This window comes from Amycolatopsis sp. QT-25, assembly GCF_029369745.1.
Taxonomy (GTDB): domain Bacteria; phylum Actinomycetota; class Actinomycetes; order Mycobacteriales; family Pseudonocardiaceae; genus Amycolatopsis.
Map to the genome: position 1 here is coordinate 7,703,243 of NZ_CP120210.1, position 26,118 is coordinate 7,729,360.

Here is a 26,118-nt window from a genome sequence, read left to right on the forward strand (position 1 = left end):
CAATGCGCACGAGTATGCACAATCCGAACGCTGTGAGCAAGGCCACCGGTCCGAAAAGGAGCCGAGGGGGACTTTCACCGCATGTCATGCGGTGAAAGTCCCCCTCGGCTCCTCTTATGCGGCGATGGCCCCCTCAGCTCTTCACGAGGTTTCCGAGAACGCTCCAAGTGCGGAGCCGCTCTTCGCTGTTCCGGATGCCGCTCTGTGTCGCGACCACCTCGGTCGCCCCGGCGTCGAAGTACCGCTGGAGTTCGGCCGCGACGGTCTCCTCGCCCCCGGCTATCACCAGTTCACCGGCGGAATCCACGCCTTGGGCGTCGAAGACCGCGCGGTAGGAGGGGATGTCGCGGAAGAACGCGTACTGCCGGTCGACCTGGGCACGGACAGCGTCGGGATCGTCGGTCACGACGACCGGGACCATCGCGATGACCCGCGGTGCCGGGCGGCCGGCGGCGGCCTTGGTGATCGCCGGGACGATCAGCTCGGAAAGTGCCTTGGGCCCGGCGAGGAACGGGATCGTGCCGTCGGCGAGTTCACCGGTGACGCGCAGCGCCTGCCGTCCCATCGCGGCGATGATCACCGGGATGTCCGAAGATCCCGCGACAGAGAGCGAAGCCGCGAAACCCTTGGCGTGCGCTTGGACAGTCTCGCCTCGGAAGTCGACTTCGCCGCCGTCGAGCACCTGGCGGAGGATCGTGAGGTACTCGCGAAGGTGCTTGATCGGCGACGGGTACTCGATGCCGTACGCCGGTTCGAGCCAATTCTTCGCGCCGGTCCCGAGGCCGAGGACGAACCGGCCACGGGTGGCGGCCTGCGCCGTCTGCGCGAGACCGGTGATCAGCAACGGATGTCGCGGGTAGATCGGGACGACGCCGGTCCCGACGGTGATTCCCGGAACGGCTCGGCCCGCGAGGGCGGCGACGGTGATCGCGTCGTGCTCCATCTGCTGGGAGAACCAGACGGACGTCAGGCCGGCGTCGGCGGCCTGACGGGTTTGCGTGAGAAGTTCATCGACGACGTTGACGGCGTCCGCGGTGTCCCCGGACGGGAGTGCCACTCCGATGGTCATGGTCACCGCCAACGACGCCGTCGAAGGAATATTTCGCCGTTCACGGACTGGGATCACGCGCGCGGATTCGCGTGGTGGCCCACTCTGGGCGGCGTCCGACACCTCGATCCTGGAGAGACCCGATGTCGCTGACCGATGTCATCGAAGGAACCAAGACCGCCGTCGACGCCGACCCGCGCAACGCCGCCGTCTCGTTCAGCGTCGCCAACGCGCTGCAGCCCGGCACCGCGACGCGGGTGGACGTACGGGTTCGCGACCACTCGTTCGCCGTCGACGAGCCCGCCGCGCTCGGCGGCACCGACACCGCGGCGAACCCGGTCGAATACGCGCTCGCCGCGCTGGGCTCGTGCCAGGTGATCACGTACCAGTTCTGGGCGGCGAAGCTCGGTGTGCCGCTCGAAGGCGTACAGGTGACCGTGGACGGCGATATCGACCTGCACGGGTTCTTCGGGTTCTCGGAGACTCGCCCCGGCTTCGGCGATGTGCGGGTCTCGGTGGAGCTCAGCGGGCCCGCGGGGACGGAGGCCTACGAGGACCTGAAACGGCAGGTGGACGAGCACTGCCCGGTGCTGGACCTGTTCCGGAACCCGACGCCGGTGAAGACTTCGCTCGCCTGAGACGGCGGGGGCAGAGCCGGGTGGACCCACTGGAGGGAAACCTCGCTCGCCCGAGACGCCATGAAAGGTCCTTTCCTTGCAAATTTGGCAAGGAAAGGACCTTTCATGGCGCGTGTAAGGGGTCAGACGAACTCGTGCCGCACGATCGTCTGCTCCCGGCCCGGGCCGACGCCGATCGCCGAGACCCGCGCGCCCGAGAGCTCTTCGAGCCGCTCGACGTAGGCGCGCGCGTTCGCCGGCAGTTCTTCGAAGGTGCGGCAACCCGAGATGTCCTCGAACCAGCCCGGCAGCTCTTCGTAGATCGGCAGCGCGTGGTGCACGTCGGTCTGCGTCATCGGCATGTCGTGGGTACGGGAGCCGTCGACCTCGTAGCCGACGCACACCGGCACCTTCTCCAGCCCGGACAGCACGTCCAGTTTGGTGAGGAAGTAGTCGGTGATGCCGTTGACCCGCACCGCGTAGCGCGCGATGACGGCGTCGAACCAGCCGGTGCGCCGCGAGCGGCCGGTGGTGACGCCGAACTCGCCGCCCTGTTTGCGCAGGTATTCGCCGGACTCGTCGTCCAGCTCGGTCGGGAACGGGCCGGAGCCGACGCGCGTGGTGTAGGCCTTGAGGATGCCCAGCACGGTGTCGATCTTGCCGGGACCGATGCCCGAACCCGCGCTCGCGCCGCCGGAGGTCGGGTTCGACGACGTCACGAACGGGTAGGTGCCGTGGTCGACGTCGAGCAGGGTGCCCTGCGAGCCTTCGAGCAGCACGGTCTCGCCGCGTTCGAGGGCCTGGTTGAGCTGGAGGCGCGTGTCGGCGATGCGGTGCGCGAACTTCTCGCCCGCGGCCAGCACCTCGTCGGCGACCTGGTCCGCGTCGAGCGCCTTGCGGTTGTAGACCTTGACCAGCACCTGGTTCTTGAACTCCAGTGCCGACTCGACCTTCTGCCGGAAGATCTTCTCGTCGAGCAGGTCCTGCACCCGGACGCCGACGCGGGCGATCTTGTCCTGATAGCAGGGGCCGATGCCGCGGCCGGTGGTGCCGATCTTGCGGCTGCCGAGGTAACGCTCGGTGACCTTATCGATCTCGACGTGGTACGGCATGATCAAGTGCGCGTCGGCGGAAATCAGCAGTTTGCTGGTGTCGACGTCGCGTTCTTCGAGCCCGGCGAGTTCGTCGAGCAGCACGGCGGGGTCGATGACGACGCCGTTGCCGATGACGTTGGTGACGCCCGGCGTGAGGATCCCGGACGGGATGAGGTGGAGGGCGAAGTTCTGCCCGTCGGGAAGGACTACGGTGTGGCCCGCGTTGTTACCGCCTTGGTAACGCACGATCCACTGGACGCGGTCGCCGAGCAGGTCGGTGGCCTTGCCCTTGCCCTCGTCCCCCCATTGGGCCCCGATCAGCACGATGGCCGGCATGTGACACTCCAGGTGTTCGGCGACTTGTGGTTTGGCGCTGGTAAATGCCGGTGCATGAGCGTAACGGAGGGCCTTCGGGTGCGCGGAATAGTGGTGGTCTGTCCCGAGGGCGAGCCCACCCTCCCGGAGATCGACGACGTCGAAATGGTGCGTGTTCCGAGCCGCCCCGGCAAGGCGGATATCGACCCCTTGCTGGGGGAACACGATCACCTGGTGGTCGCGGGCACCGACGCGGACCTCGCGGCCGTCGCGCTGCGGTTGTTACGAAAAGAACAGCTCTCGGGCGTGTCGCTCGGCTTCGTGCCGTCCTCGCCGGACTCCGACGTGGCCCGCATCTGGAGCCTGCCGACGCGACCGCTGCGTGCCCTCTCGCTCGCCCTGCGTGGTGAGGTCGATCCGGTGCCGCTGATCCGCGACGACACCGGAGGTGTGCTCGTCGGCCGCGGGGTGATCGGGATGGTCCGCGGAGTGGCCTACTGCGACGAGCACACCGTCCTGCGCGGGCCCGCGCGGTCGATCGAGGTCGAACCGGACGCGAGCGGGCCGGGGCTGATGGTCAGGGTGACCAAGGGGACGCTGTTCAAACGACCTTCGACGCGGTTCGCCCGGGCCTTCCAGCTCGGCTGCATCCCGACCCGGCCCAGCAGCGACGGCGCCGTCCATCCGCGCGCGATGAGCCGCTGGACCTGGTACCGGCACACCGAGGACCTCCGGTTGGTCCGCGGTCTGGACTGAACGCTGGGCCGTTCGGCCCGGAACCATCAGTGGGACTTCCCGAAAACCTTTCGGCGACGTACACCGGGTCCTACCTGCTCGTGACACCCTCCGTTCACGAATAGCCAGCAGAGTGTCATCCGATGGTGTTGCGTGGGTCATATCCGTCCCGCATGGTGACCGGGTCCCCACATCTGACACGGAGGCGGCAATATGCCAACCGCGCTTGCTGTTCGTCGCTCCTTCACTGTTCTCGCCGTCTCGGCGATCGTCTCGGCGGGCGTCGTCGGCGTCGCCGAAGCGACACCCCCGGGCATCCCCTCGGCCGACACCGCCAAGACCCAGCTCGCCGCGTTGACCGTCAAACCGGACGGTTCGCCGACCGGGTACAGCCGCGACAAGTTCCCGCACTGGTCCGACCAGGGCAACAGCTGCAACACCCGTGAGGTCGTGCTGAAGCGGGACGGTACGAACGTGCAGCAGGACAGCAGTTGCGCCGCCGTCTCCGGCAGCTGGTCCAGCCCCTACGACGGCGCCACCTGGACCGCGGCGTCCGATGTGGACATCGATCACGTCGTCCCACTCGCCGCCGCGTGGCGCACCGGGGCGTCGTCGTGGACCACTTCGCAGCGGCAGGCGTTCGCGAACGACCTCAGCGCGCCGCAGCTGATCGCCGTCACCGACAATGTCAACCAGGAGAAGGGCGACAAGTCGCCGGACGCCTGGAAGCCGCCGACCGTCGGCTACTGGTGCACCTACGCGAAGATGTGGACCACGGTGAAGTACAAGTACAAGCTCTCCATCAAGTCCGCGGAGAAGACCGCGCTGACGGACATGCTCAACCGCTGCTAGACCTTTACGAGAGGGACGGCGAAGGTGCGTGGCTTCGGACCAGCCGACGCGTCAGAACACTCCTTGCCACGCAGCCCAAGGTGATCATGAAGCCTTGCCTCCTGTCGTCGCCGACGCGAGCTGGGCGGCGCGACCGAGAGCGAGCCCTCTCCGGATGGCGCGGGCGTGACCGGCGTGAGACCGGTACCGAGGTCGTGCGTGGCGAATAGGTTCGACTGTCCCTCAAGTACATGAAGGCCCCCTTCCTTGCGCCTAGGTACAGGAAGGGGGCCTTCACGTACTTTCAGTGCTGTCAAGCGGAAACGTGGGACGTTTCGCGGACTGGGAGCCGGACTCAGCATGTGGGCGGGCCTCAAGGGCGTGGTTAGCGTGAATCGGGTCGGCGCAAGTGAAAACGCGCCCCGTTCCCCGCTGGAGGCCACCCGGTGTCCCGTACCGCCGTCACGTCCTTGATCGCCCTCACGGCACTTGTCGTCACCGCCTGCTCCTCCGCGGGCGGGTCGACGGGTGCCGACGCCGGGCCACCCAAACCCGGTGGCACACTGCGCCTAGGGATCTCGTCGAGCCCCGACTGCGTGGACCCGCAACAGGTCGGCACCAACGCTTCCCTCAACGTCGGCCGCCAGTTGGTCGATTCGCTGACCGATCAGGATCCGGCCACCGGCGAGATCAAACCGTGGCTGGCCGAACAATGGGAGATCAACGCGGATTCGACCGCGTTCACCTTCCGGCTGCGTGACGGCGCGACCTTCTCCGACGGCAGTCCCGTCGACGCCGTCGCGGTCAAGACCAGCTTCGACGCGATCAAGGCCCTAGGCCCGAAATCGCAGCTCGGCTCGGGTTACCTGGCCGTGTACAAGGGAACGACGGTCGTCGACCCGAAGACGGTCAAGATCGAGTTCTCCGTTCCCAGCGCGCAGTTCCTGCAGGCCAGCTCGACGATGTCGCTCGGCGTCCTCGCACCCGCCGCTTACCGGAAGACCGCCGACCAACGTTGCCAGGGCGACGGCCTGATCGGCTCGGGACCGTTCGCTTTCGAGAGCCTGAAACAGAACCAGGAAATCGTTCTCGCCAAACGCAAGGGCTACGATTGGGGTTCGTCGCTGTTCGGGCACCAGGGTGAGGCGTACCTCGACAAGATCGCCTACAAGATCGTGCCGGAACCCGGTGTGCGCACCGGAAGTCTCGCTTCCGCGCAGCTCGACGCCATCACCGACGTCCAGCCGGTCGACGAGCCGCAGTTCACCGGCAACGGCTTCACCGAACCCATCCGCCCGAATCCCGGTGTCGTGTTCAACCTGCACGCCAACGTCACGAAAGGCGTGCTCACCGACGAGAAGGTCCGCCAGGCGGTGGTCAAGGGCATCAACCGGCCAGAGGTCACGAACACCGTACTGACGCCGAACTACAAGCCCGCCACCAGCATCCTCGGCTCGGCGACGCCGTTCCACACCGACCTTTCCCCGCTGCTCGCCTACGACCCGGCAGGCGCGACCGCGTTGCTGGAAAGCGCGGGCTGGCTGCCCGGCCCCGAAGGGATCCGCACCAAGAACGGGCAGCGGCTGACCGCGAAGGTCGTCTTCTCCCTGGTGTTCAACCAGAACAAGAGCGTGCTCGAACTCGTCCAGCAGCAGTTGCGCAAGATCGGCTTCGACCTCCGGATCGAGCAGCGCACGACCGCCGAGAGCGTGCAGATCACGCAGAGCGGGAACTACGAATATCTCTGGTACAACACCACCCGCGCGGATCCCGACATCCTGCGCAACCTGTTCTCCACCAAGGCGAACAACCGCAGCAAGCTGCCGGCGGACAATCCGCTCGACGCGCCGCTCGACGCGCAGTCGTCCACTGTGGACCCGGCGAAACGGAAACCCGCCGCCGAGGAGGCGCAGCGCGCGATCATCGAGCACGGCTACTCGGCGCCCGTGTTCGAGCTGACCCAGGTGCTGGCGCACGGGCCGAACGCGCACGGTATCGGTTTCGAGGCGTCGTCCCGGCTTCAGCTGTTCGACGCCTGGGTGTCCGGCTCGTGAGGCGGTATCTGCTCGGGCGGGTCCTCCAGGCGGCCTTCGTCCTGTGGGCCGCGTTCACCGTGTCCTTCGTGATCCTCTACCTCCTGCCGGGCGACGCGGTCGGCGCGAAGCTCGGTGGAGGCGAGGCCGGTCTTTCGGTCACGCCGGAGCAATTGGCCGCCGCGAAGGCGGAGTACGGACTCGACGATCCTTTGCCGCTTCAGTACGGGAAGCGTCTGGTCGCGGCGGTACAGGGCGACTTCGGCCGTTCGATCGCCACCGGGGACGACGCCACGAACATGGTCGTCTCGGCTCTGCCGCCGACCCTCGCGGTGACCGGATTCGCCCTGGTCCTGGCGATCCTGTTCGGCGGCGGGATCGCGATCGCCGGCACCGTCACCCGGTATCGCCGGTTGGGCGATCTCCTGCTCGCGTTGCCGCCGCTGGGGATCTCACTGCCGCCGTTCTGGGTCGGGCTGCTGCTCATCCAGTTCTTCTCGTTCCAGCTCAAGCTGGTACCCGCGCTGGGCTCGAACGGTTTCGAGTCGCTGATCCTGCCCGCGATCACCCTCGCCGTCCCGACCGGCGCGATCATCGGGCAAGTGCTGGCGAAGAGCCTCCGCACGCAACTCGCCGAGCCGTATGCCGAGATCGCGCTGGCGAAAGGGGCCAGCCGATCCAGAGTCCACTTCGGACATCTGCTGCGCAACGCGGCGGTGCCGTCGCTGACCATCGCGGGAGTGGTCACGGGAAACCTGATCGCGGGTTCGGTGATCACCGAGACGGTGTTCTCCCGTGACGGCCTCGGCCGCGTGACGTCGTCGGCGGTCACCGCGCAGGACATCCCGGTGGTGCAGGCGGTGATCGTGCTCGCCGCGCTGGTGTTCGTCGTGATCAACCTGCTCGTCGACCTCGTCTGCCCCCTGCTGGACCCGCGGATCCGGCACCGGGAGACCGCCGATGCCTGACGTTCTCGTACGTACCCGGCGGAAACCGGGCCTGCTCCTCGCGATCGCCGTCCTGGCGTTCGCCCTGCTGGCGGCGGTCGCTCCCGGCCTCTTCACCGGACAGGACCCGCTCGCCGGCGTCCCCGCCGAAAAGATGCGGGGGCCGTCGCCCTGGCATCTGTTCGGTACCGACGAAACCGGACGGGACATCTTCGCGCGGGTGGTACACGGCGCCGCGCTTTCGTTGCAAGCCACCGTGATCGCCGTCGTGGTCGCGCTCGCCGCCGGAGCCGCGCTAGGCCTCCTCGCCGGGTTCCGGGGTGGCGCCCCCGATTCGGCGATCATGCGCTGCGTCGACGTCCTGCTGGCGATCCCGTCCATCCTGTTGTCATTGGCGCTGGTCACCGCGCTCGGTTTCGGCACGGCCAACGTCGCGATCGCGGTCGGGGTCGCGAATCTCGCGCAGTTCGCCCGGCTGATGCGCGCCGAAGTGCTGCGTGTCCGCAGTGGCGTGTTCGTCGAGGCCGCTCGCGCGGCAGGCGTGCGCTGGACCGGGGTGCTCGGACGGCATGTGCTGCCCAACGCACTCGGCCCGGTGCTCGCGCTCGCGACACTCACCTTCGGCACGGCGGTGCTGGAGGTGTCCGCGTTGAGCTTCCTCGGCTACGGCGCCACCCCGCCGACCCCGGAATGGGGCTCGCTGGTGGCGGGCGGCCGTGGCTTCCTCGCCACCGCGTGGTGGATGACGACCTTCCCCGGCCTCACCGTCGCGGCCGTGGTGCTGTCCGCGAACCGGCTGTCCAGAGCGATCGAAGGAGACGTGCGGTGAGCGCACTGCTGACCATCCGCGATCTCGCGGTTTCCTACCGATCCGCCCCGGCCGTGGACGGCGTGGACTTGTCCGTCCACAAGGGGCAAATCGTCGCCGTGGTCGGCGAGTCCGGTTCCGGCAAGAGCACCACGGCGCACGCGGCGATCGGACTGTTGCCGCGGGGAGGGCGAATCGACCGCGGCGAGATCGTCTTCGACGGCCGTGACCTCACGAAACTCTCGGACCGCGCTTGGCGTTCGGTGCGCGGTCGCGAGATCGCGCTGGTCCCCCAAGACCCGACGGTTTCGCTCAACCCCGTGCACCGGATCGGCGATCAGGTCGCGGAGGTGCTGCTGATCCACGGCCTGGCGAACAAGCGCACCGCCGGCGTGGAGGCGGTCAAACTGCTGCGCAAGGCAGGGATTGCGGACCCGGAGGCGCGGGCACGACAGTATCCGCACGAGTTGTCCGGCGGGCTCCGTCAGCGCGCACTGATCGCCGCCGCGCTGGCCGGGCGGCCGAAACTCGTCATCGCCGACGAGCCGACCAGCGCACTCGACGTCACCGTGCAACGGCAGATCCTCGACCACCTCGAAGAACTCGCCGCCGCCGCGGGCACCGCCGTCCTGCTGATCACCCACGACCTCGGCGTCGCTTCCGACCGTGCGTCACGGATCGTGGTGCTGTCCCAGGGAACCGTGGTCGAGGAAGGAACGACCGGCGAGCTCCTCGCGGCGCCCACCCAGAAATACACGCGAGACCTGCTCTTCGCCGCGCCGAGCCTGTCCGACACCCCGCTGCGGGCGCCGAAGCCGCCATCGTCCGACGTCCTGGTCTCGGTCCGCGACCTCGGCAAGACCTTCGGGACCGTCCGCGCGGTCGGAGGTGCCGACGGCGTTTCGTTCGACATCGCCCGCGGCCGGACGCTCGCGCTGGTCGGCGAGTCCGGTTCGGGCAAGTCGACCACCGCGCGCATGATCCTGCGGCTGGAGACGCCGACCGACGGCGTCGTCGAGTTCGACGGCAAGGACATCACCTCGCTGCGCGGTGAGGAACTGCGACGGCTGCGGCGCCGGTTCCAGCTGGTTTACCAGAACCCGTACGCGTCGCTGAACCCGAAGTTCAGCATCGAGGACGTCATTTCCGAGCCGCTGCGGGCCTTCGGTGCCGGCACGAAGGTGGAACGCCGGGCGCGGGCGGCGGAACTGGTCGACCAGGTCGCGCTGCCGTCTTCGGTGCTGAAGCGCAAACCCGCCGAACTGTCCGGCGGGCAACGGCAACGCGTGGCCATCGCGCGGGCGCTCGCCCTGCGCCCGGAATTGATCGTCGCCGACGAACCCGTCTCCGCGCTGGACGTCTCGGTGCAGGCGCAGATCCTGCGGTTGCTCGCCGACCTGCAGGACGAACTCGGCCTGACGTACCTGTTCATCTCGCACGACCTCGCCGTGGTCCGGCAGATCGCGGACACCGTCGGCGTGCTGCGCGGCGGTGAACTCGTCGAACTCGGCCCCGCTCAGGACGTCCTCGAACGACCGGGTGCGGACTACACCCGCGAGCTGCTCGCCGCGATTCCCGGCCGGAAACCGTTGGAGACAAGATGAAATTCACGCTCTTCTCGCTCGTCGCCAATCATCCCGACCCGGCGACCGGGGTGACGCCGACCCAGCACGAACGACTGCGCCGTGTCGTCGACGAAGCGGTCTTCGCCGAGGAACTGGGCTTCGACGCGTACGGCGTCGGCGAGCGGCACGGTGAGCCGTTCCTCTCCTCGGCGCCACCGGTGATCCTGGCCGCGGTGGCCGAACGCACCCGGCGCGTCCGGCTGCTGACCACCTTGACCGTGATCAGCGTGCTGGACCCGGTCCGCGTCGCCGAGGACTACGCGACGCTCGACCAGCTTTCCGGCGGACGGCTGGACCTCATGATCGGGAAGGGCAACGACCCCCGGCACTTCCCGCTGTTCGGCCTCGAAGAGGACCGGCAGTGGGAGTACCAGGCGGAGAAGTTCGCCCTCCTGCGCAGGTTGTTCCTGGAGGAGGACGTGCGGTGGGAGGGCGAGTTCCGCCCGCCGCTGACCGGCGTCACGACGCAACCGCGGCCGTTCCACACGCGGCCGCGGATCTGGCACGGGAGCGCGTCGAGCACCGAATCGACCGAGCTGGCGGCGAAGTTCGGCGATCCCCTGTTCACCGCGAACGGCTTCCATCCCAAGAAGAAGTACGCCGACCTGATCGACCACTACCGGCGGCGGTGGGTGGACCACGGCCACGATCCGGCGGACGCGCTCGTCGGTTCGGGCGCGGGCGGTCTGTACGTCGCCAAGACCTCACAGGAGGCGCTGGACGGCTACCGGCCCTACTTCGAGGCGCTGATGAAGACACCCGCGTATCGGCACAACAAGTCCGAGTTCACCACGCTGGAGGACAAGATCGCCAAGGGTTCCGCACTGGTCGGGAGCCCGGAGCAGGTGATCGACAAGATCGGTGACCACCACTCGTCGTTCGGGCACGAGGTACAGGCGGTGTCGGTCGACGGCCTGGCTCCCGGGGAGGCACGAGAGGTGCTGGAGCTCTTCGCCTCCGATGTCGTCCCGATCGTGCGGAAGGAACTGCCCTCGCGGGTTTGGGAAAGCTGATCCGCCGGGGGCAGTGCGGGACGCCGTCGACCAGGCCGAAGGGGACGAACCGGAGGTCGTCCTCACCGCCTTCGCCGCCATGCCCGCGCCGTCGGAGGTCGTCCGGCGGCTGGAGGGTTCGCCACGCGTCAAGGGATCAGCTTCAGGATCTCCCGTGCGACGACGTCGTTCTGCCGGAACGAGAGCGCGTTCGTCCGCGGCCGGGTGAACGCCCCGGCCGACCGCGCCGACGTATGCGGTCCGAGCGCGAACCGGCGCGGATGCGGGTGGCCCTCGCCGTCGAGCATTCTGCCGTCGGAGACGCGGGTGTGGATGCGGCCTGCGAGCAGCCTGTCGCCGGTCACCGTGTCGACGAGGGCCTCCTCGCCGAGCGCCCCACTGTCGTGCAACTGTCGCAAGAGGACATCCGACGCCCTGGTGATGCTCGGCTCGGGCAGCCGCGCCTCGACGAGCGTCCGTGCCTCGGTCTCGCCGGGGAAGCTGGCGCCGGAAGCGACGAAGACGCGGCGTTCCTCGTCCGTCGACACACGTATTTCGGCGCCCAGAAAGGAAACGAGGCCGGCCTCCTGGAGAGCGAGGAGTTCTTCGAGCCGTCGCGGAGGCGGCCCGCTGGCGAAGTAGGAGAAGAAACCGAGGAACCAGCCGTCCAGATCGGACAGTTGCGACGTCGCGTCGAGCCGCCCGGTCCGCACCAGCGCGGGAAGGTGCCCCATCACGGAAAGCAGTGCCGTGAACGCCCCGAGATCCGCGCTGTACTCGGCGTCCGCGCGGCGGCTCAAGTCCGCTTCGACGTACTCGCGCAGTTCCTTGCCGTATTCCTCGGCGGTGCCGAATCGAGCGCCCGCCATCGGCCGGTCCAGGCGGTCCAGATCTAGCCGGTCGTCCGGCGCCGGAACCGCGCGCGCCACCAGCGCGTCGAGCTCGCCGGGCGCGGCGTCCGCGAAGGCGTCGGCGAAGACGGCGAAATCCATGCGCACCCGCTCGGGATGAGCGGTGAACAGCTCGCTGTAGTAGGCCCACGCGATCTCCTTCGAGATCAGCGGCCAGACATCACGGCGGAAGTCGATCCGCCCGGGTGCGGCGCTCAGCTTCTCGATGGCGTAGGCGTCGAAGAATTTGGGCAGCCGCAACGGTTTTCCGCGCAGGCGATAGCCGATCTTCGCGTGATACGGCACGCCACGCCGCGAACCGACGTGCAGCACGGGCTCGGCGCCGCTCGGGTGATACTTCAGCCCGCCGCACACCTGTTCTTCGAACCGGCCACCGCGGCCTTCGGTCAGCAGCAGCATGAGATCGACGAACGCGAGGCCGAATCCGCGCACCAGCACGGGTTCCCCCGGTCCGATCGCCGAATAGTCCACGTCGGCGGTGTAACCGGCCGGGTAGTAGGCGAGGTCGTGGCGCGCGGCGAAGTCCGCGAGTTCGGCCATCCGTTCGTCCGGTTCTGCGTCGAGGTGCCCGACGGTGAACAGGACCGCGTCCACTTCGAGCGGTTCCGCCCGGTCCTCCAGCCAGAGCGACTGCGGTTCGCCGTCTTCCAGCCGCACCGCGCGGGTCCGGTGCTCGACCACCTCGATCCCGGCGGGGAGTTCGGCGCGAACCTTGCGGTGGAACCAGGCGAGATACGCGCTCTGCAGTCGTCGCGTCGGGAAGTGATCGCTTTGCAGTGTCTCGAGTTCGGCACGCAGGCTGTCGTCGACTCCGGCGTCGAGCTCGCCCGAGCGGACCAGCCGCGCCCACTCGATCAGCGAAGGCCCGGCGCGAACCGGGCCGTCCATCCGCACGGTGTCGTCGGTGAACACCGTGACGTCCTCGGGCATGGAGTTCATCCGCAGCAACGGTGACTGCTCGTACCGCCAGACCCGCCCCGCCCCGGCGGGAAAGGGATCGACGAGATGCACCACCAGCCGCCGTCCGCCGAGCAGTTCGGCGGCGTTGGCGCCGAGCCGTTCGAGCACGCCCACCCCACGTGGACCGGCGCCGACCACCGCGAGCACGTAGGAAAGGTCTGCGGTACTCACGAAGCCGAAGCTACGCCGGGATTCCGGGCCGCGTGCGGGTTCTCAAGGAGCGGAACCCGTTGCCACGACGAAGAACCGGCGCGTACTCGTCGAACAGGGGGACACGGACGAGAGGAACGCGTGATGCCGGTCGAATTCCTGGGTATCGGAGGCACCAACGACGGTTCGGAGACCCATCCGCGATCGGGTGGCGTCTTCGACAAGGACTACACGCTGCGCCTCGCACGGGCGCACGAGGAATTCGGCTGGGACCGGGTGTTGTTCGCCTACGGCTCCAGCGGACCCGATCCGGCGCAGGCGGCCGCGTACGTCGCGTCGAAACTCGACAGGCTCCAGATCCTGCTGGCGCACCGGCCGAACGTCTCGTACCCGACCTTCGCGGCGAAGACGTTCGCCACGCTGGACCAGCTTTCGGACGGAAGACTCACGGTCCACTTCATCACCGGCGGCAGCGATCACGAACAGCAGCGCGAAGGCGACTACCTCACCAAGGACGAACGCTACTCACGCACGCGCGAGTACATCCAGATCGTCAAGCAGGCCTGGACGTCCGAAGAGCCCTTCGACCACGAAGGCGAGCACTACCGCTTCGCCGACTTCGTCCTCGACGTCCGCCCCGTGCAACGGCCACGCCCGGGAATCTCGTTCGGCGGCTCGTCTCCGGCGGCGTACGCGGCGGGCGGGGCCGAAGCGGACATCTTCTGCCTGTGGGGTGAGCCCCTCGCGCAGACCGCCGAACAGATCGAGTCCGTCAAGGCCGCGGCGAAGGCCGCCGGACGGACCGACGTCCCGCGGATCCAGGTCGCCTTCCGCCCGATCATCGCGCCGACCGAGGAACTCGCCTGGGAGAAGGCCCATCGCACGGTCGACGCCATCAGGGCGCGGACGAGCGGAGGCAAGCAACTGACCCGGCGGCATTCGCTCACGAGCCCGGAGAACACCGGCTCGCAACGGCTCCTCGCGGTCGCGGCCGAAGGGGAACGGTTCGACCGGGCACTGTGGACCCCCACCGCGGCCGCGACCGGCGGCGCCGGGAACTCCACCGCGCTGGTGGGTACGCCCGAAACCGTCGCACAGGCCCTGCTCGACTACTACGACCTCGGCGTCGACATCCTCTCCGCGCGCGGCTACGACATGCTCGGCGACACGATCGACTTCGGCCGGCACGTCATCCCGATCGTGCGCGAAGAGGTCGCCAAACGCGACGCGGAAAGGGCGGGTTCGGCCCGCGAGGTGCTCGCGGTCGACGGCTGAGTCGCCACCCCCCGAATGGCGTATCGCCCAACTTCTGCGAGGCACCGCGTCGAAGCCGCCAGAGAGGCCTCAAGGTCGCGGAGCGGAGTCAAAACTCGTTCGCCGCCTGTGCGAACTCAGGCGCTTCAGGAGACGCACGGCGCGTCGCATATCCAGGCCAGGCGCCCTGGTCCAGCCGGGCTTTTCCCGGCGAAAAGCCTAAAACAGCCGAAAGCCGCAGGTCCGGGCGGCGGACCACTCAGCGGGACAACTTCGCGAACGGTCGCTCATTCAAGAAAAAAATCTCCAACTTCAGAAACCCGGCGAAAGAACCTAGCCAATCACCAACAGTCAGGAGACACTTACGTGAACGAATGACGCTTCGTGACGAACTCGTGACCGCGTTACTCTCGGTCACGAGTTCGTCGCGTGATAAGGACCCTATTGGGGGCAGCATGGCTTCGGCCGGACGGGTCACTTACCGAGAGGTGTTCGGGGTAGCCGAGTTCCGTTCGCTCTGGTTCGCCGAGCTGTTCTCCATCTTCGGTGATCAACTCGCCAGGGTCGCCCTCTCCGTCCTCGTCTTCACCGAAACCCGCTCCGCCACCCTGACCGGTCTCACCTACGCGCTGACCTACGCCCCGTCGCTGCTCGGCGGCATCTTCCTCACCGGGTTCGCGGACCGGTTCCCCCGGCGGACCGTGATGGTGGTCGTCGACCTGTCACGGGCACTGCTGATCGCGCTGGTCGCGGTCCCCGTGCTGCCGTTCTGGGTCCTGTGCGTCCTCGTCGGCGCCGTCTCGCTGCTGAATCCGCCGTTCAAGGCGGCCCAGCTGGCCCTGCTGCCGCAGATCCTCGAAGGCGACCGGTTCGTCGTCGGCATGGCGATCCGCAGCATGACCGTCCAATCGGCACAGCTGGCCGGATTCGCCGGCGGTGGTCTCCTGCTGACCGCGCTCGAGCCCCACATCGCACTGGCGATGGACGCGATCACCTTCGTGATCTCGGCGTTGTTCGTCCGGTTCGGGCTGGCGGCACGCCCGGCCGCGGCGGCCGGGGAGAAGCGCAAGTCCTTCTTCGCGTCGATCGGCTCGGGTGGGAAGATCGTCTTCGCCAGTTCAGGGCTGCGTTCGCTGCTGCTGTTCACCTGGCTGATGGGCCTGCTGCCGGTGTACGAGGGCATCGCGGCGCCCTACGTCGCCTCGTCCGGCGGCGGCCCCGAGGTCATCGGCCTGCTGCTGGCGGCCGACCCGATCGGCAGCGTGATCGGCGCGTTCATCTACTCGCGCTGGGTGCCGGCACACGTCAGGCCGAAATTGATCGGCCCGCTTTCCGCGCTGACGGCGATCCCGCTGCTGCTGTGCTTCCTGCAACCGGGGCCGTGGGCGTCGATCGCGCTGTTCGTCGTGTCCGGCGGGCTCGGCACGGTCGCGCTCATGCAGGCGACGGCGTCACTGACCCTCGCGGTCCCCGACGAAAGCCGGGCTCAGGTGATGGGCCTGTCGAACACCGGACTGACCACGACCATGGGCGTGAGCCCGCTGATCGGCGGCATCCTGGCCGACCAGGCCGGGGCACAGTCGACCGTCGGCTTCTTCGGTCTTGCCGGACTGGCGCTGACCGTTCCGCTGGCGATGGCATGGGGGAAGACGCTCAGGGCGACCCCGGAAAAGTGGACCGAACGCGACGACGCACGCGTGGAACATTGAGGTGCTCCACGCGTGGTCAATCCTGCGCAACCGTGCGGCTGACGCCCTGTGTCACTGCTCCTTACCGGCCATCGCTGGCACCTTTCCCTCGGTCTCTCAGAGAAAAGTACACACCTAGGGAGCTTGTCGACAGCCCGCAAGTCAGTGGAAGCTGTCGGTAAGTAGGGGGTTTCGGAGAATGACGCAACAGTCAGGGGGAAAGATGCTCACATCGGAGGAACGCGCTGGACATCGTTCGGCTCTCACGGTAGAGGCATGGGAGCTTTGGAAGCGGCCCACGAACTGGATCACGTTCACGGGGCTGACGGTCGCGGCGATGCTCGCGCTGACCGGGATCTTCACCATGACCGTCGCGGTGGAAACGTCGCAGGTCATGACGTGTCTACTGCTCGCGGCGCTGGCGATCGTGCAGGCCGAGGCGACCCGGCGGATCGAGCACCAGCGGCGCAGCCTCAGCATCACCCCGCACGTCAGCATGACGTCGGTCTGGGTCTTCCCCGGCGCGTTCATTCTGCCGCCGCAGCTCTCCGCGCTTCTCGTCGCGGTGATCTATCTTCACCTTGGTTTCCGTAGCTGGTCGGGAATTCGCCACGTGAATCCCCATCGGACTGTGGCGAACGCCACAACCATGACGATGTCCGCGTTCGCCGGCTGGGGGGCCGTGCAGCTCGTGGGCGATGCTTCGGCGACGGTCTCTTCGATCTGCTTCGCCGGCCTCGCCTTCTTCGTCGTCAACACCGCTCTCACCGGAATCGGGCTCTATCTGGCCGCCCCCGGCAAGGCTTCCGTCCCCAACTGCCTCGGCACCTGGGACGACAACATCCTCGAACTCTCCACGGTGTGCCTCGGCGGCCTGGTCATCGCGGCCCTCCCGTACCAGCCCGCGCTCGTCCTGCTGATCTTCCTGCCGCTGTACGTGCTGCAGCGCTCGGTGCTGATCAAGCAGCTGGAAGAACTCGCCACCACCGACCAGAAGACCCAGCTGCTCAACGCCACGACCTGGCAGCAGGGCGCCGTCCGCGAGATCGCCCGTGCCGAGCGCGAAAACGGCCAGTTCGGAACGCTGATGATCGACCTCGACCACTTCAAGAGCATCAACGACACCTACGGCCACTTGGCGGGCGACGACGTGCTCAAAGGCGTCGCGGCGCTGGTCAAGGCCGAAACGCGCACGCAGGACCTCGCCGGCCGCTTCGGTGGTGAGGAGTTCGTCGTGCTCCTGACGTCGTCGTCGAAGCAGGAGTCCGTCGCGGTCGCCGAGCGAATCCGGCAGCGGATCAGCGAAATGATCATCAAGACCCAGGACAACGAGGGCAACCCCGTGGTCATCGAGCAGCGGACGGCTTCGGTCGGCGTCGCGACCTTCCCGCTCGACGGCCGGACGATGGACGAGGTCATGGCCTCGGCCGACGCTTCCGTCTACGCGGCCAAACGCAACGGCCGGAACCGGGTCGTCTCGTCGCCGGACCTCGCGACGGTCGCCGAAGAGGCCGGGAAGTCTTTGGAGACGGTCGCGGCCTAGCGCAAGCGCACCATCACGCCGGCGGCCGCGGTCCGAAGGCGGACGACGCCTCCGACGGTGAATTCGGTGAGCAGGTCGATGAGCGCGTCCGCGTCGGGCGGCTCACCGTCCCAGCTCGCCTGGACGAGTGCCTCGGTCATCGCGAAGAACAGCGTGACCAGTGCCTTGTCCGCGCGGCCGGAATCGACGCCGTGGCTGGCCCAGCGCTGCCTGCTCGCCTCGGTGTAGACCTCCGCGAGCCGCTCACGGAGCCGGGTGAGGGCCGGATCGCCCATGCGCTCGGCCTCGCGCAACACGGGGAACGCCTCGGGATTCGCCGCGACGAAGGCGAACATGTTAGCGTAGTTCCCGCGTGCCCATGCGCGGAGTTCGGGCTGCGAGAGATCGAGCGCGGGCGCGCCGATCGCCGCGAAGGCCCGCTCCTCGACATCCGCCACGACCTGGGCGAACAGCGTCGTGCGGTCACCGAATTGCTCGTAGACGGCCTGCCGGGAAACCCCCGCGCGCCGGGCGATCTGCTCGATCGTCGCGGCCTGCGCGCCGTGCACCGCGAAGACCCCGGCCGCCGAGCTCAGCACCCGCGCGCGTTGCTCGTCGAGCGGGAGTTTGCGGGGTCGCCCTCTCGGCACCGGGCTTGACATTGTGCGCCACCTCACTGACTCTCTTTTTCGACAGCTCTGTCGAAAATGTTTGTGCTCAACGAGGAGCAAGCATGCGTCCAGGATCCCGGCGCGGTGTGTCCGCCGCCGTCGCAGCGGCAACCATCGCGGCCCTGCTGACCTTCGGGGCACAGCAGGCCAGCGCCGCCCCGTCCTTCTACGATCCCCCGTCGCCGCTGCCCGCGGGTGCTCCCGGCGACATCATCCGGCACGAACAGTCCACCTTCTACGTCGATCCCGTGAAACTCGTCAAGGCCGACGCCGACGTCCAGCGGATCATGTACCGCAGCACCGACACGCACGGCGAAGCCAACGCCGTGACCGGCACCGTCCTGACCCCGAAGAAGGCGTGGACCGGCGCGGGCGAGCGGCCGGTCATCGGCTACGCGGCCGGGACGCAGGGCGTCGGCGACCAGTGCGCGCCGTCGAAAGCCCTCGCCGCGGGCATGGAATACGAAGGCCCCTTCATCGCCGGACTACTGCTTCGCGGTTACGGCGTCGTCGTCACCGACTACGAAGGCCTTGGTACTCCTGGCATCCACACGTACGTCAACCGCGTCGCCGAGGGCAACGCCGTCCTCGACTCGATCCGCGCGGCGCAGCGCCTGCCCGAAGCGAACCTGCCGGACAACGGCCCCGTCGCGACCGCTGGTTACTCGCAGGGCGGCGGCGCGGCGGCGTCGGCCGCCGAATTGCAGCCGTCGTACGCACCCGAGCTCAAGTTGAAAGGTTCGTACGCGGGCGCCGTCCCGGCCGACCTGGCCGAGGTCGGCAAGAACATCGACGGGCACTACGCCTTCGGATTCCTCGGCTTCACGCTGGTCAGCCTGGACGCGGCCTATCCGGAGCTGAACATCCCCGCCCTGCTGAACGCGAAGGGCGTCGAGGCGTTCGAGAAGGTCAAGCTGGAGTGCACCGGGGACGCGATCTTCGCGCACGCGTTCACCCAGTCGAAGAATCTGACCAAGGACGGCAGGCCGCTGACCGCGTACCTCGGCGAAGAGCCGTTCAAGACGCGTGTCGGCCAACAGCTCATCGGGGCACGGAAGCCGGGGGTACCGACGCTGGTCGTCCACAGTGCCCTCGACGACATCGTCCCCTACGCGCAGGGGCGGACCATGGCACGCTCGTGGTGCGCGAAGGGCACGAAGGTGCAGTTCTCGACTTCGCTGGTTCCGACACACGTCGGCGGGGCCATCCGGGCTTTCCCGGAGGCTTTCGCTTGGCTTGAGGGACGCTTCGCGGGGCTGCCGGCCGTGGGGAACTGCGGGCTGTTCTAGGGGTCACCAAATGTTATGAAGGACGCTTTCATGGCAAATTTCGCCATGAAAGCGTCCTTCATAGCGCGCTACTTGAGGCCGGTGGCTTCCGCGGCGGCGGGGTCCGAGTCACCGAGGAACGTCCGGCACCGGTCGTACTCCTCGGTCTCGCCGATCTTGCCGGCGGCCTTGCCGAGGACGGCGAGGGAACGCAGGAAGCCCTGGTTCGGGCGGTGCGACCACGGCACCGGTCCGTGTCCCTTCCAGCCCGCGCGGCGGAGCTGGTCGAGGCCGCGGTGGTAACCGGTGCGGGCGTACGCGTACGCCGCGACTGTCTCGCCGGCGTCGAGCGCCTTCTCGGCGAGGGCGGCCCACGCCTCGCTGTAGTCGGGGTGCTCGGCGGCGACGGCGGTCGGGTCGGTCCCGGCGTCCAGCGCCGCCTGCGCGGCGGTGTGCTCGGGGAGATGCGTCGGCTGGGGGCCGAGGAGGTTCGTCATACGGGCCATTGTGCCGACCCGTGTCATCGAGGGCGCCCCGCGCCCGACGGAGACGTCATATCGGGCGCCATCTCTTGGCGGCGTACGCGCCACATTGTGACTAGAGGAACAGGCTCCCGAGAACGCCCGCACCGGCCAGCACCAGCGCGGCGACGAGGACCGCCGCGACGAGTCGTTTCGGCATCATGGCGGCACACCTTGCCCTGCTCCGCCCGCCGACCGCAAATCCACCACCCCTACGGGTGAACCCCGATTTTCGACCCCGAATGCCCGTCTCGTGACCTGGAGCAGGGAAGATGTCCCGCATGACAAAGGCGACAGAAGTGACCGGGGACCTTTCGCCGGGTGTCATCCCCCGCAGCCCCATCGCCAAGACGAGGCTGTTCTTCCGACTCCACTGGCACCGCGGCGCGCCGGGACAGGCGACGCCGGACTGGGTGCTGAACTTCTGCTACTCGATGTGGCTGGCGGCGTTCGCCTTCAAGCTGGTGGGCTCGTCGTGGGACATGTCGTGGCATTTCATGTGGCTACGGGACGACCTCGCCCCACCGCACCTGATCAACACCGTCGGCACGGTGATCATCATGGTGCTGGTGGCGATCCACAGCTACACCGGGATGGGCGCCGACCGGCGTTCGCTGCGATTGATGCAGACCGGGCTCGTGGTGTTCCTCATCGCGGCGCCGCTGGACGTCATCAACCACCGCGTGAACGGTCTCGACCTGACCGCGTGGAGCCCGTCGCACATGATGCTCTACATCGGAACGGGCATCATGCAGGCCGGTGTGCTCATGGGCTGGCTGAAGTACGCGAAACCCGGCCGGACGCGCACCGGTGTCCTGATCGGACTGTGGGCGTTCTTCCTGGAGAACACGTTCTTCCCGAACGGCCAGCAGGAGTACGGCATCCTCGGCCTGCGCGCCTGGGAGCGCGGCACACCCGAGGCCGAGCCGGAACTGCTGAACTTCGCCGCCGCCCAGATCGGGCATCCGGTCGACAGGGTGGCCGTCGAGTACTTCACGATGCCGATCGACGACTGGGTGTACCCGCTCTGGGGCATCGGCGTGATGGCCCTGATCTTCGCGCTGGCGCGGCACACCACCGGCTTCCGCTGGGCGGGGACGACGGTCGCCGCCGCCTACCTCGGCTACCGGCTGGTGATGTGGCCGCTGCTGCTCGGGATGGGCTTCCCGATCTCGACCGTGCCGTTCTACCTGCTGGCCGTCGGCCTCGCCGTCGACCTGGCGTTCCGTATCGGCCGGGGTCATCCGCTGCTGACGGCGGGCGCCGGCACGCTGCTGGTGACGGCGTTCGGCTACGGGATGCTGTGGGTGCAGTCGCAGTTCCGGCCGTGGATCCTCGGCGACGCGCATACGGAGTCGGCGCCGCCGGTGGCCTACTGGACGGCCGCGGTCTGCCTGGTCGGCGCCGGTGCGCTGTGGGCCGCCGCCGGACCGGGGACGCGGGCGGTGAACTCGCTGCTGGAAAAGCGCCGCGAGAAGACGACGCTGCCGATCGCCTGAGGCTCTGAGTACGTGAAGGCCCCCTTCATTGCGTCTAGCGCAATGAAGGGGGCCTTCACGTACTTCCGCGTTCAGAGGACTGAACGCGGACCGGTCAGAGCTTCTTGCCCGCCGACCCCAGCGACTGAGCGGCCTCGACGATGCGCGCGGCCATGCCGGCCTCGGCGGCCTTCAGGTAGCTACGCGGGTCGTAGACCTTCTTGTTGCCGACCTCGCCGTCGATCTTCAGGACGCCGTCGTAGTTCTTGAAGAAGTGGTCCGCGATGGGACGGGTGAAGGCGTACTGCGTGTCGGTGTCGACGTTCATCTTCACGACGCCGTAGGACACCGCCTCGCGGATCTCCTCCGGCAGCGAGCCGGAACCGCCGTGGAAGACCAGCTCGAACGGCTTCGAACCGGCCGGGAGGCCGAGCTTCTTCGACGCCGCCTCCTGGCCGCCCTTGAGCACGTCCGGGCGCAGCTTCACGTTGCCGGGCTTGTAGACGCCGTGCACGTTGCCGAAGGTCGCGGCCAGCAGGTAGCGGCCGTTCTCGCCGGAGCCGAGCGCGTCGATCGTCTTCAGGAAGTCGCCCTCGGCGGTGTACAGCTTCTCGTTGATCTCGGCCTCGACGCCGTCTTCCTCGCCGCCGACGACACCGATCTCGACCTCGAGGACGATGTTCGCGGCCGCGGCCTTGGCGAGCAGTTCCTGCGCGATCTCGAGGTTCTCGTCGAGGTCGATCGCGGAGCCGTCCCACATGTGGCTCTGGAACAGCGGGTGCTGACCGTTCTTGACGCGCTCCGCCGAGATCTCGATCAGCGGGCGGACGAAGCCGTCGAGCTTGTCCTTGGGGCAGTGGTCGGTGTGCAGCGCGACGTTCACGTCGTACTTGGCGGCGACGACCTGGGCGAACTCGGCGAGCGCGACCGAACCGGTCACCATGTCCTTGACCTTCTGGCCGGACGCGAACTCCGCGCCGCCGGTGGAGAACTGGATGATCCCGTCGCTCTCCGCCTCGGCGAACCCGCGGATGGCGGCGTTCAGGGTCTCCGACGAGGTCACGTTGATGGCCGGGTAGGCGAATTCGTTCGCCTTCGCCCGGTCGAGCATCTCCGCGTAGACCTCGGGGGTGGCGATGGGCATCGTTTACTCCTCCTCGAAGCAGGCTGGTGCACCTCTCGGCCGCATCGTACGAGGTCGGCCGGGAGGTGCCTACAGCCGTCGTGTCAGAGGAGGACGCCGGCGAGCGCCCGGTAGACCGGCAGGGGGTCTTGGTTCAGTACCTGGATGGTGACGTGGTCCGCCCCGGCTTCGATATGCGCGGTGACGCCGCGGGCGACCGTCTCGGCGTCGCCGTGCACGGCCAGCGCGTCGACCAGCTTGTCGCTGCCCTCACCCGTCAGGTCCTCGTCGGTGAAGCCGAGTTTCCGCAGGGAGTTCGTGTAGTTGACGAGGCCGAGGTAGAACTTGACGGAGCCTCGTCCGATCTCGCGGGCCTTCGCCGGATCGGTCTCCAGGACGACCTTCTGCTCGGGGGCGAGCAGCGGTCCTTCCCCGAGGAGCCCGCGCGCCTGGCGGGTGTGCTCGGGGGTCGTCAGGTACGGGTGGGCTCCCGTTGTGCGGTCCCCTGCGAGTTCGATCACCTTCGGGCCGAGGGCGGCCAGCGCGCGGCCTTCGACGGGCACTCCGGCGGCGTCGAGCGCGTCGAGGTACTCGACCAGCGCGGTGTACGGCTTCTTGAACTCCGCGGTCTGCTCCCGGTGCCCGGCGCCGATACCGAGCAAGAACCGGTCCGGGTGCTTCGCGGCGATGCGCTTGTACGACTCGGCGACCGTGGCCGCGTCGTCCTGCCAGATGTTGACGATGCCGGTGGCCACCTTGATCGTCTTCGTCGCGTCGAGCAGTTCCTCCGCCTTCGCGAGGTCACCCGACGGCGAGCCGCCGATCCAGATGGCGCCGTAGCCGAGTTCCTCCACCTCACGCGCGAGCTCAGGGGTGAGCACGCCCTCGATCTGCCAGATGCCGATCCTGCCGAGTTCGATTCCCATGTACCGGGCCAACACCGCGGGCGGGCGATGTCTTCCCTTAAGTTCGGGGGATGGCGAAACTCGGCAACACCGACCTCGACGTCCGGGGGATCAACCTGGGCGGGAACGTCTTCGGCTGGACCGCGGACCAGGAGCAGTCCTTCGCCGTCCTCGACGCCTACACGGCGGCGGGCGGCAACTTCATCGACACCGCCGACCTGTACTCCCGGGGCGGCTCCGAGACGATCATCGGTGACTGGCTGGCCCGGCGCGGCCGCCGTGACGACGTCGTCATCGCGACCAAGACCGGCATGTGGGACGAGCGGAAGGGGCTGTCGGCGGCGAACATCGCGGCGGCGGCCGAAGACTCGCTGCGCCGGCTCCGTATCGATCACATCGACCTCTACTACGCGCACATCGACGATCCGGAGACCCCGATCGAGGAGACGCTGCGAGCCTTCGACGCGCTCGTGCGCGCGGGCAAGGTGCGCTACGTCGCGGCGTCGAACTACTCCGCCGAACGGCTGGGCGAAGCACTGTCCATTTCGGACCGTGAGGGGCTGGCGAAGTACGTCGCGCTGCAACCGCACTACAACCTCGTCGAGCGGGACTACGAGCAGGACCTGGCGCCGACGGTCGAACGCGAGAACCTGACCACCCTGCCGTATTTCTCGCTGGCAAAAGGTTTCCTCGCCGGAAAGTACCGATCGAAGGACGACCTCGGCGACAGCCCGCGCGCTGCCCGCGCTTCGTCCTATTTGGACGAACGAGGCGAGCGGGTGCTCTTGGCGCTCGACGAAATCGCGGCCTCCCGCGGCGTCTCGGTCGCGGCCGTCTCGCTCGCATGGCTGTTCGCTCAGCCGACCGTCACCGCGCCCATCGCGAGCGCCCGCTCGGTCGAGCAGCTGACCGACCTCCTGCCCGCCGTCGACCTGGACCTCACCCCTGCCGAGGTCGACGCCCTCACCGCCGCGTCGCGCTGACCCCTCCCGCAATTCGTCACCTGCTTGCGCGCACTACCCCCGCAAGCAGGTGACGAATTGCGATGGTTCGCATCGCCGACTATCGCAAGCGGGTGACGAATTGCGGACTTACTTGTGGGTAGCTTACTCCGGGTAGGTTGCGGTACCGTCCGAAAGCCTTAGGGCTCGGACGAGGAGGCAACGTGGCCAAGAACAGCGTGAACGGCAAGGTCGTCCTGATCACCGGCGCCGCCAGGGGCATCGGCGCGGGGCTCGCCGAACGCCTGGCCGCGCAGGGCGCGAAGGTGGCCCTGGTCGGCATCGAAGCCAAGGAGCAGCAGGCGGTCGCCGACAAGATCGGCCCCGGCGCGCACGCCTGGGAAGCCGACGTCACCAGCTGGGACGACCTCGAGCGGGCCACCGCCGGTGTCGTCGAGCACTTCGGCGGCATCGACATCGTCATCGCCAACGCCGGCATCGCGACCTCCGGCTTCGTCCGGTCGGTGGATCCGGCGGCCTTCGAGAAGGTCATCGAGGTCGACCTCCTGGGTGTCTGGCGCACCTTCCGCGTCACCCTTCCGCACGTCATCGACCGCAAGGGTTACCTGCTCGCGATCTCCTCGCTGGCCGCGATCACCCACGCGCCCGGCATGGCCAACTACGCCGCGGCGAAAGCGGGCGTCGAGGCGTTCTGCAACAGCTTCCGCGCCGAAGTCGCGCACCTCGGCGTGAAGGTCGGCGTCGCGCATCCGACCTGGATCCGCACCGACCTCGTCGAAAGCGCCGACCAGCACCCGGTCTTCGGCAAGCTCCGCGCCGGCATGCCCGGTCTGCTGGGCAAGACCTACCCGCTGTCCGTCGCGCTCGACCATCTCCAGGCCGGCGTCACCAAACGCGCCCGCACCGTGCATGTGCCCCGCTGGGTCGGCGGGCTCAAGCTGATCCGCGCGTTCCTGCCGCCGATCATCGAGATCGGCGCGAAGGGCCGGATCAAGAAGGCCGACGCCGCCGCGCTCATGGACATCGAGGAGCGCGGCGCGTACGAATCTTCGATAACCGGCCAAGCAGGCCGGGCGGCTACAGCGCCGAACCTGAAGGGCTGACCACCCATGTCCCGTCGCGACCAGATCCGCATGACGCCCGACGAGCTCACCGCGTACCTCGACGAGCAGAAGGTCGTCAACGTCGCGACGATCGGCCCGAACGGCCGCCCGCATCTGGCGCCACTCTGGTACTACCCACACGAGTCGGGCATCGCGACCTGGACTTATGGCTCTTCCCAGAAGGCGAAGAACCTGGAGCGCGACCCGCGCGCCACGGTGCTCATCGAGGACGGCGAAGGCTACGACAAGCTCCGCGGAATTTCCTTCGAAGCCGACGTCGAGGTCGTCACCGATACGGCCGCGGTCACTCGGATGGGTATCGAGCTCATGCAACGGTACGCGGGCGCACCGCCCGAAACACGCATTCCCGCTGAGGGTGCATCAGACCAGCCGGGCGACCCCGTCCCGGACGAGCTCGCGGGCTTCATCGGCAAGCAGGCCCCGAAGCGGATCGGGTTGATTTTCCGCCCGACGAAGATCACGAGCTGGGATCACACGAAGCTCGGCGGGACATACTGACGGGTAGGTAGTACTAGCAAGTAACTGTTACTTGAGGT

At 68.0% G+C, this 26,118-nt stretch carries 23 protein-coding genes; 16 read left to right on the top strand and 7 right to left on the bottom strand.

Annotated features, from left to right (window positions below; genetic code table 11):
* Positions 1–133: 133 nt before the first annotated feature.
* Positions 134–1,069, bottom strand: a complete 936-nt coding sequence (locus P3102_RS36305) for an LLM class F420-dependent oxidoreductase (RefSeq protein WP_276365170.1) — start codon at positions 1,067–1,069, stop codon at positions 134–136.
* Positions 1,070–1,191: 122 nt separating this feature from the next.
* Between P3102_RS36305 and P3102_RS36310 the strand changes: the two genes are divergently transcribed.
* Positions 1,192–1,686 (top strand): OsmC family protein, encoded by a 495-nt coding sequence (locus P3102_RS36310; RefSeq protein WP_276365171.1) that lies wholly within the window; start codon positions 1,192–1,194, stop codon positions 1,684–1,686.
* Between the two features lie 122 nt (positions 1,687–1,808).
* Here P3102_RS36310 and P3102_RS36315 read toward each other — a convergent pair whose 3' ends face one another.
* The gene (locus P3102_RS36315) at positions 1,809–3,095 is read right to left on the bottom strand and encodes an adenylosuccinate synthase (RefSeq protein WP_276365172.1); all 1,287 of its coding nucleotides are present in this window, start codon (positions 3,093–3,095) and stop codon (positions 1,809–1,811) included.
* A 54-nt stretch (positions 3,096–3,149) separates the two neighbouring features.
* On the opposite strand from P3102_RS36315, the gene P3102_RS36320 reads away from it, so the two are divergent.
* From P3102_RS36320 to P3102_RS36350, 7 genes are all read left to right on the top strand, one after another.
* Positions 3,150–3,830: a hypothetical protein gene (locus P3102_RS36320; protein ID WP_276365173.1), complete on the top strand. Its 681-nt coding sequence runs from the start codon at positions 3,150–3,152 to the stop codon at positions 3,828–3,830.
* Positions 3,831–4,022: 192 nt separating this feature from the next.
* The gene (locus P3102_RS36325; protein WP_276365174.1) at positions 4,023–4,661 is read left to right on the top strand and encodes a DUF1524 domain-containing protein; all 639 of its coding nucleotides are present in this window, start codon (positions 4,023–4,025) and stop codon (positions 4,659–4,661) included.
* 425 nt (positions 4,662–5,086) lie between these two features.
* Complete coding sequence (locus P3102_RS36330) at positions 5,087–6,694, top strand: ABC transporter substrate-binding protein (RefSeq protein ID WP_276365175.1); 1,608 nt, start codon at positions 5,087–5,089, stop codon at positions 6,692–6,694.
* Positions 6,691–7,641: an ABC transporter permease gene (locus tag P3102_RS36335; protein WP_276365176.1), complete on the top strand. Its 951-nt coding sequence runs from the start codon at positions 6,691–6,693 to the stop codon at positions 7,639–7,641. The genes P3102_RS36330 and P3102_RS36335 overlap by 4 nt, the downstream gene beginning before the upstream one ends.
* Positions 7,634–8,449 carry an ABC transporter permease gene (locus P3102_RS36340; RefSeq protein ID WP_276365177.1) on the top strand — a complete coding sequence of 272 codons (816 nt, stop codon included), beginning with the start codon at positions 7,634–7,636 and terminating at the stop codon, positions 8,447–8,449. Before P3102_RS36335 ends, P3102_RS36340 begins: the two co-directional genes overlap by 8 nt.
* Positions 8,446–10,032 (top strand): ABC transporter ATP-binding protein, encoded by a 1,587-nt coding sequence (locus P3102_RS36345; protein ID WP_276365178.1) that lies wholly within the window; start codon positions 8,446–8,448, stop codon positions 10,030–10,032. The genes P3102_RS36340 and P3102_RS36345 overlap by 4 nt, the downstream gene beginning before the upstream one ends.
* On the top strand, positions 10,029–11,066 hold the full coding sequence (locus P3102_RS36350) for an LLM class flavin-dependent oxidoreductase (protein WP_276365179.1): 1,038 nt from the start codon (positions 10,029–10,031) through the stop codon (positions 11,064–11,066). Before P3102_RS36345 ends, P3102_RS36350 begins: the two co-directional genes overlap by 4 nt.
* 128 nt (positions 11,067–11,194) lie before the next feature.
* Here the strand turns inward: P3102_RS36350 and P3102_RS36355 are convergent, their stop codons facing one another.
* A complete protein-coding gene (locus P3102_RS36355) occupies positions 11,195–13,087 on the bottom strand; it encodes an FAD/NAD(P)-binding protein (protein WP_276365180.1) in 1,893 nt (630 codons plus the stop codon).
* Positions 13,088–13,210: 123 nt separating this feature from the next.
* Here P3102_RS36355 and P3102_RS36360 point away from each other — a divergent pair, with 123 nt between their 5' ends.
* The 3 genes from P3102_RS36360 (at position 13,211) to P3102_RS36370 (ending at position 17,551) form a co-directional block, all read left to right on the top strand.
* Positions 13,211–14,341, top strand: coding sequence for an LLM class flavin-dependent oxidoreductase (locus tag P3102_RS36360; RefSeq protein ID WP_276365181.1), 1,131 nt, complete (start codon positions 13,211–13,213; stop codon positions 14,339–14,341).
* 434 nt (positions 14,342–14,775) lie between these two features.
* Positions 14,776–16,029 carry an MFS transporter gene (locus P3102_RS36365; RefSeq protein WP_276365182.1) on the top strand — a complete coding sequence of 418 codons (1,254 nt, stop codon included), beginning with the start codon at positions 14,776–14,778 and terminating at the stop codon, positions 16,027–16,029.
* Between the two features lie 202 nt (positions 16,030–16,231).
* Positions 16,232–17,551, top strand: a complete 1,320-nt coding sequence (locus P3102_RS36370; RefSeq protein WP_276365183.1) for a GGDEF domain-containing protein — start codon at positions 16,232–16,234, stop codon at positions 17,549–17,551.
* Here P3102_RS36370 and P3102_RS36375 read toward each other — a convergent pair.
* On the bottom strand, positions 17,548–18,129 hold the full coding sequence (locus tag P3102_RS36375; protein ID WP_276371507.1) for a TetR/AcrR family transcriptional regulator: 582 nt from the start codon (positions 18,127–18,129) through the stop codon (positions 17,548–17,550). The genes P3102_RS36370 and P3102_RS36375 overlap by 4 nt on opposite strands.
* 134 nt (positions 18,130–18,263) lie before the next feature.
* On the opposite strand from P3102_RS36375, the gene P3102_RS36380 reads away from it, so the two are divergent.
* Entirely contained in the window at positions 18,264–19,490 is a 1,227-nt protein-coding gene (locus P3102_RS36380; RefSeq protein ID WP_276365184.1) for a lipase family protein, read from the top strand.
* Between the two features lie 68 nt (positions 19,491–19,558).
* On the opposite strand, the gene P3102_RS36385 is transcribed toward P3102_RS36380, so the two are convergent.
* Entirely contained in the window at positions 19,559–19,966 is a 408-nt protein-coding gene (locus P3102_RS36385; protein WP_276365185.1) for a DUF3151 domain-containing protein, read from the bottom strand.
* Between the two features lie 305 nt (positions 19,967–20,271).
* On the opposite strand from P3102_RS36385, the gene P3102_RS36390 reads away from it, so the two are divergent.
* Positions 20,272–21,489 carry a hypothetical protein gene (locus tag P3102_RS36390; protein ID WP_276365186.1) on the top strand — a complete coding sequence of 406 codons (1,218 nt, stop codon included), beginning with the start codon at positions 20,272–20,274 and terminating at the stop codon, positions 21,487–21,489.
* Positions 21,490–21,583: 94 nt separating this feature from the next.
* Here the strand turns inward: P3102_RS36390 and fbaA are convergent, their stop codons facing one another.
* Positions 21,584–22,612, bottom strand: a complete 1,029-nt coding sequence (fbaA, locus tag P3102_RS36395) for a class II fructose-bisphosphate aldolase (RefSeq protein WP_276365187.1) — start codon at positions 22,610–22,612, stop codon at positions 21,584–21,586.
* An 83-nt stretch (positions 22,613–22,695) separates the two neighbouring features.
* Positions 22,696–23,517 carry an LLM class F420-dependent oxidoreductase gene (locus tag P3102_RS36400; RefSeq protein ID WP_276365188.1) on the bottom strand — a complete coding sequence of 274 codons (822 nt, stop codon included), beginning with the start codon at positions 23,515–23,517 and terminating at the stop codon, positions 22,696–22,698.
* 50 nt (positions 23,518–23,567) lie between these two features.
* Between P3102_RS36400 and P3102_RS36405 the strand changes: the two genes are divergently transcribed.
* From P3102_RS36405 to P3102_RS36415, 3 genes are all read left to right on the top strand, one after another.
* Positions 23,568–24,479: an aldo/keto reductase gene (locus P3102_RS36405; protein WP_276365189.1), complete on the top strand. Its 912-nt coding sequence runs from the start codon at positions 23,568–23,570 to the stop codon at positions 24,477–24,479.
* Positions 24,480–24,661: 182 nt separating this feature from the next.
* Positions 24,662–25,561 carry an SDR family oxidoreductase gene (locus P3102_RS36410; RefSeq protein WP_276365190.1) on the top strand — a complete coding sequence of 300 codons (900 nt, stop codon included), beginning with the start codon at positions 24,662–24,664 and terminating at the stop codon, positions 25,559–25,561.
* Positions 25,562–25,567: 6 nt separating this feature from the next.
* On the top strand, positions 25,568–26,080 hold the full coding sequence (locus P3102_RS36415) for a pyridoxamine 5'-phosphate oxidase family protein (protein WP_276365191.1): 513 nt from the start codon (positions 25,568–25,570) through the stop codon (positions 26,078–26,080).
* The last annotated feature ends 38 nt before the right edge of the window (positions 26,081–26,118 follow it).

What these genes read in the sequence shown, in the direction of transcription:
- P3102_RS36305 (WP_276365170.1), bottom strand. Translation starts at nt 1,069, where the DNA reads ATGACCATCGGAGTGGCACTCCCGTCCGGGGACACCGCGGACGCCGTC.
- P3102_RS36390 (WP_276365186.1), top strand. Translation starts at nt 20,272, where the DNA reads ATGACAAAGGCGACAGAAGTGACCGGGGACCTTTCGCCGGGTGTCATC.
- P3102_RS36340 (WP_276365177.1), top strand. Translation starts at nt 7,634, where the DNA reads ATGCCTGACGTTCTCGTACGTACCCGGCGGAAACCGGGCCTGCTCCTC.
- P3102_RS36310 (WP_276365171.1), top strand. Translation starts at nt 1,192, where the DNA reads ATGTCGCTGACCGATGTCATCGAAGGAACCAAGACCGCCGTCGACGCC.
- P3102_RS36325 (WP_276365174.1), top strand. Translation starts at nt 4,023, where the DNA reads ATGCCAACCGCGCTTGCTGTTCGTCGCTCCTTCACTGTTCTCGCCGTC.
- P3102_RS36320 (WP_276365173.1), top strand. Translation starts at nt 3,150, where the DNA reads ATGAGCGTAACGGAGGGCCTTCGGGTGCGCGGAATAGTGGTGGTCTGT.
- P3102_RS36405 (WP_276365189.1), top strand. Translation starts at nt 23,568, where the DNA reads ATGGCGAAACTCGGCAACACCGACCTCGACGTCCGGGGGATCAACCTG.
- fbaA (WP_276365187.1), bottom strand. Translation starts at nt 22,612, where the DNA reads ATGCCCATCGCCACCCCCGAGGTCTACGCGGAGATGCTCGACCGGGCG.
- P3102_RS36415 (WP_276365191.1), top strand. Translation starts at nt 25,568, where the DNA reads ATGTCCCGTCGCGACCAGATCCGCATGACGCCCGACGAGCTCACCGCG.
- P3102_RS36365 (WP_276365182.1), top strand. Translation starts at nt 14,776, where the DNA reads ATGGCTTCGGCCGGACGGGTCACTTACCGAGAGGTGTTCGGGGTAGCC.
- P3102_RS36385 (WP_276365185.1), bottom strand. Translation starts at nt 19,966, where the DNA reads ATGACGAACCTCCTCGGCCCCCAGCCGACGCATCTCCCCGAGCACACC.
- P3102_RS36380 (WP_276365184.1), top strand. Translation starts at nt 18,264, where the DNA reads ATGCGTCCAGGATCCCGGCGCGGTGTGTCCGCCGCCGTCGCAGCGGCA.
- P3102_RS36315 (WP_276365172.1), bottom strand. Translation starts at nt 3,095, where the DNA reads ATGCCGGCCATCGTGCTGATCGGGGCCCAATGGGGGGACGAGGGCAAG.
- P3102_RS36400 (WP_276365188.1), bottom strand. Translation starts at nt 23,517, where the DNA reads ATGGGAATCGAACTCGGCAGGATCGGCATCTGGCAGATCGAGGGCGTG.
- P3102_RS36350 (WP_276365179.1), top strand. Translation starts at nt 10,029, where the DNA reads ATGAAATTCACGCTCTTCTCGCTCGTCGCCAATCATCCCGACCCGGCG.
- P3102_RS36370 (WP_276365183.1), top strand. Translation starts at nt 16,232, where the DNA reads ATGCTCACATCGGAGGAACGCGCTGGACATCGTTCGGCTCTCACGGTA.
- P3102_RS36360 (WP_276365181.1), top strand. Translation starts at nt 13,211, where the DNA reads ATGCCGGTCGAATTCCTGGGTATCGGAGGCACCAACGACGGTTCGGAG.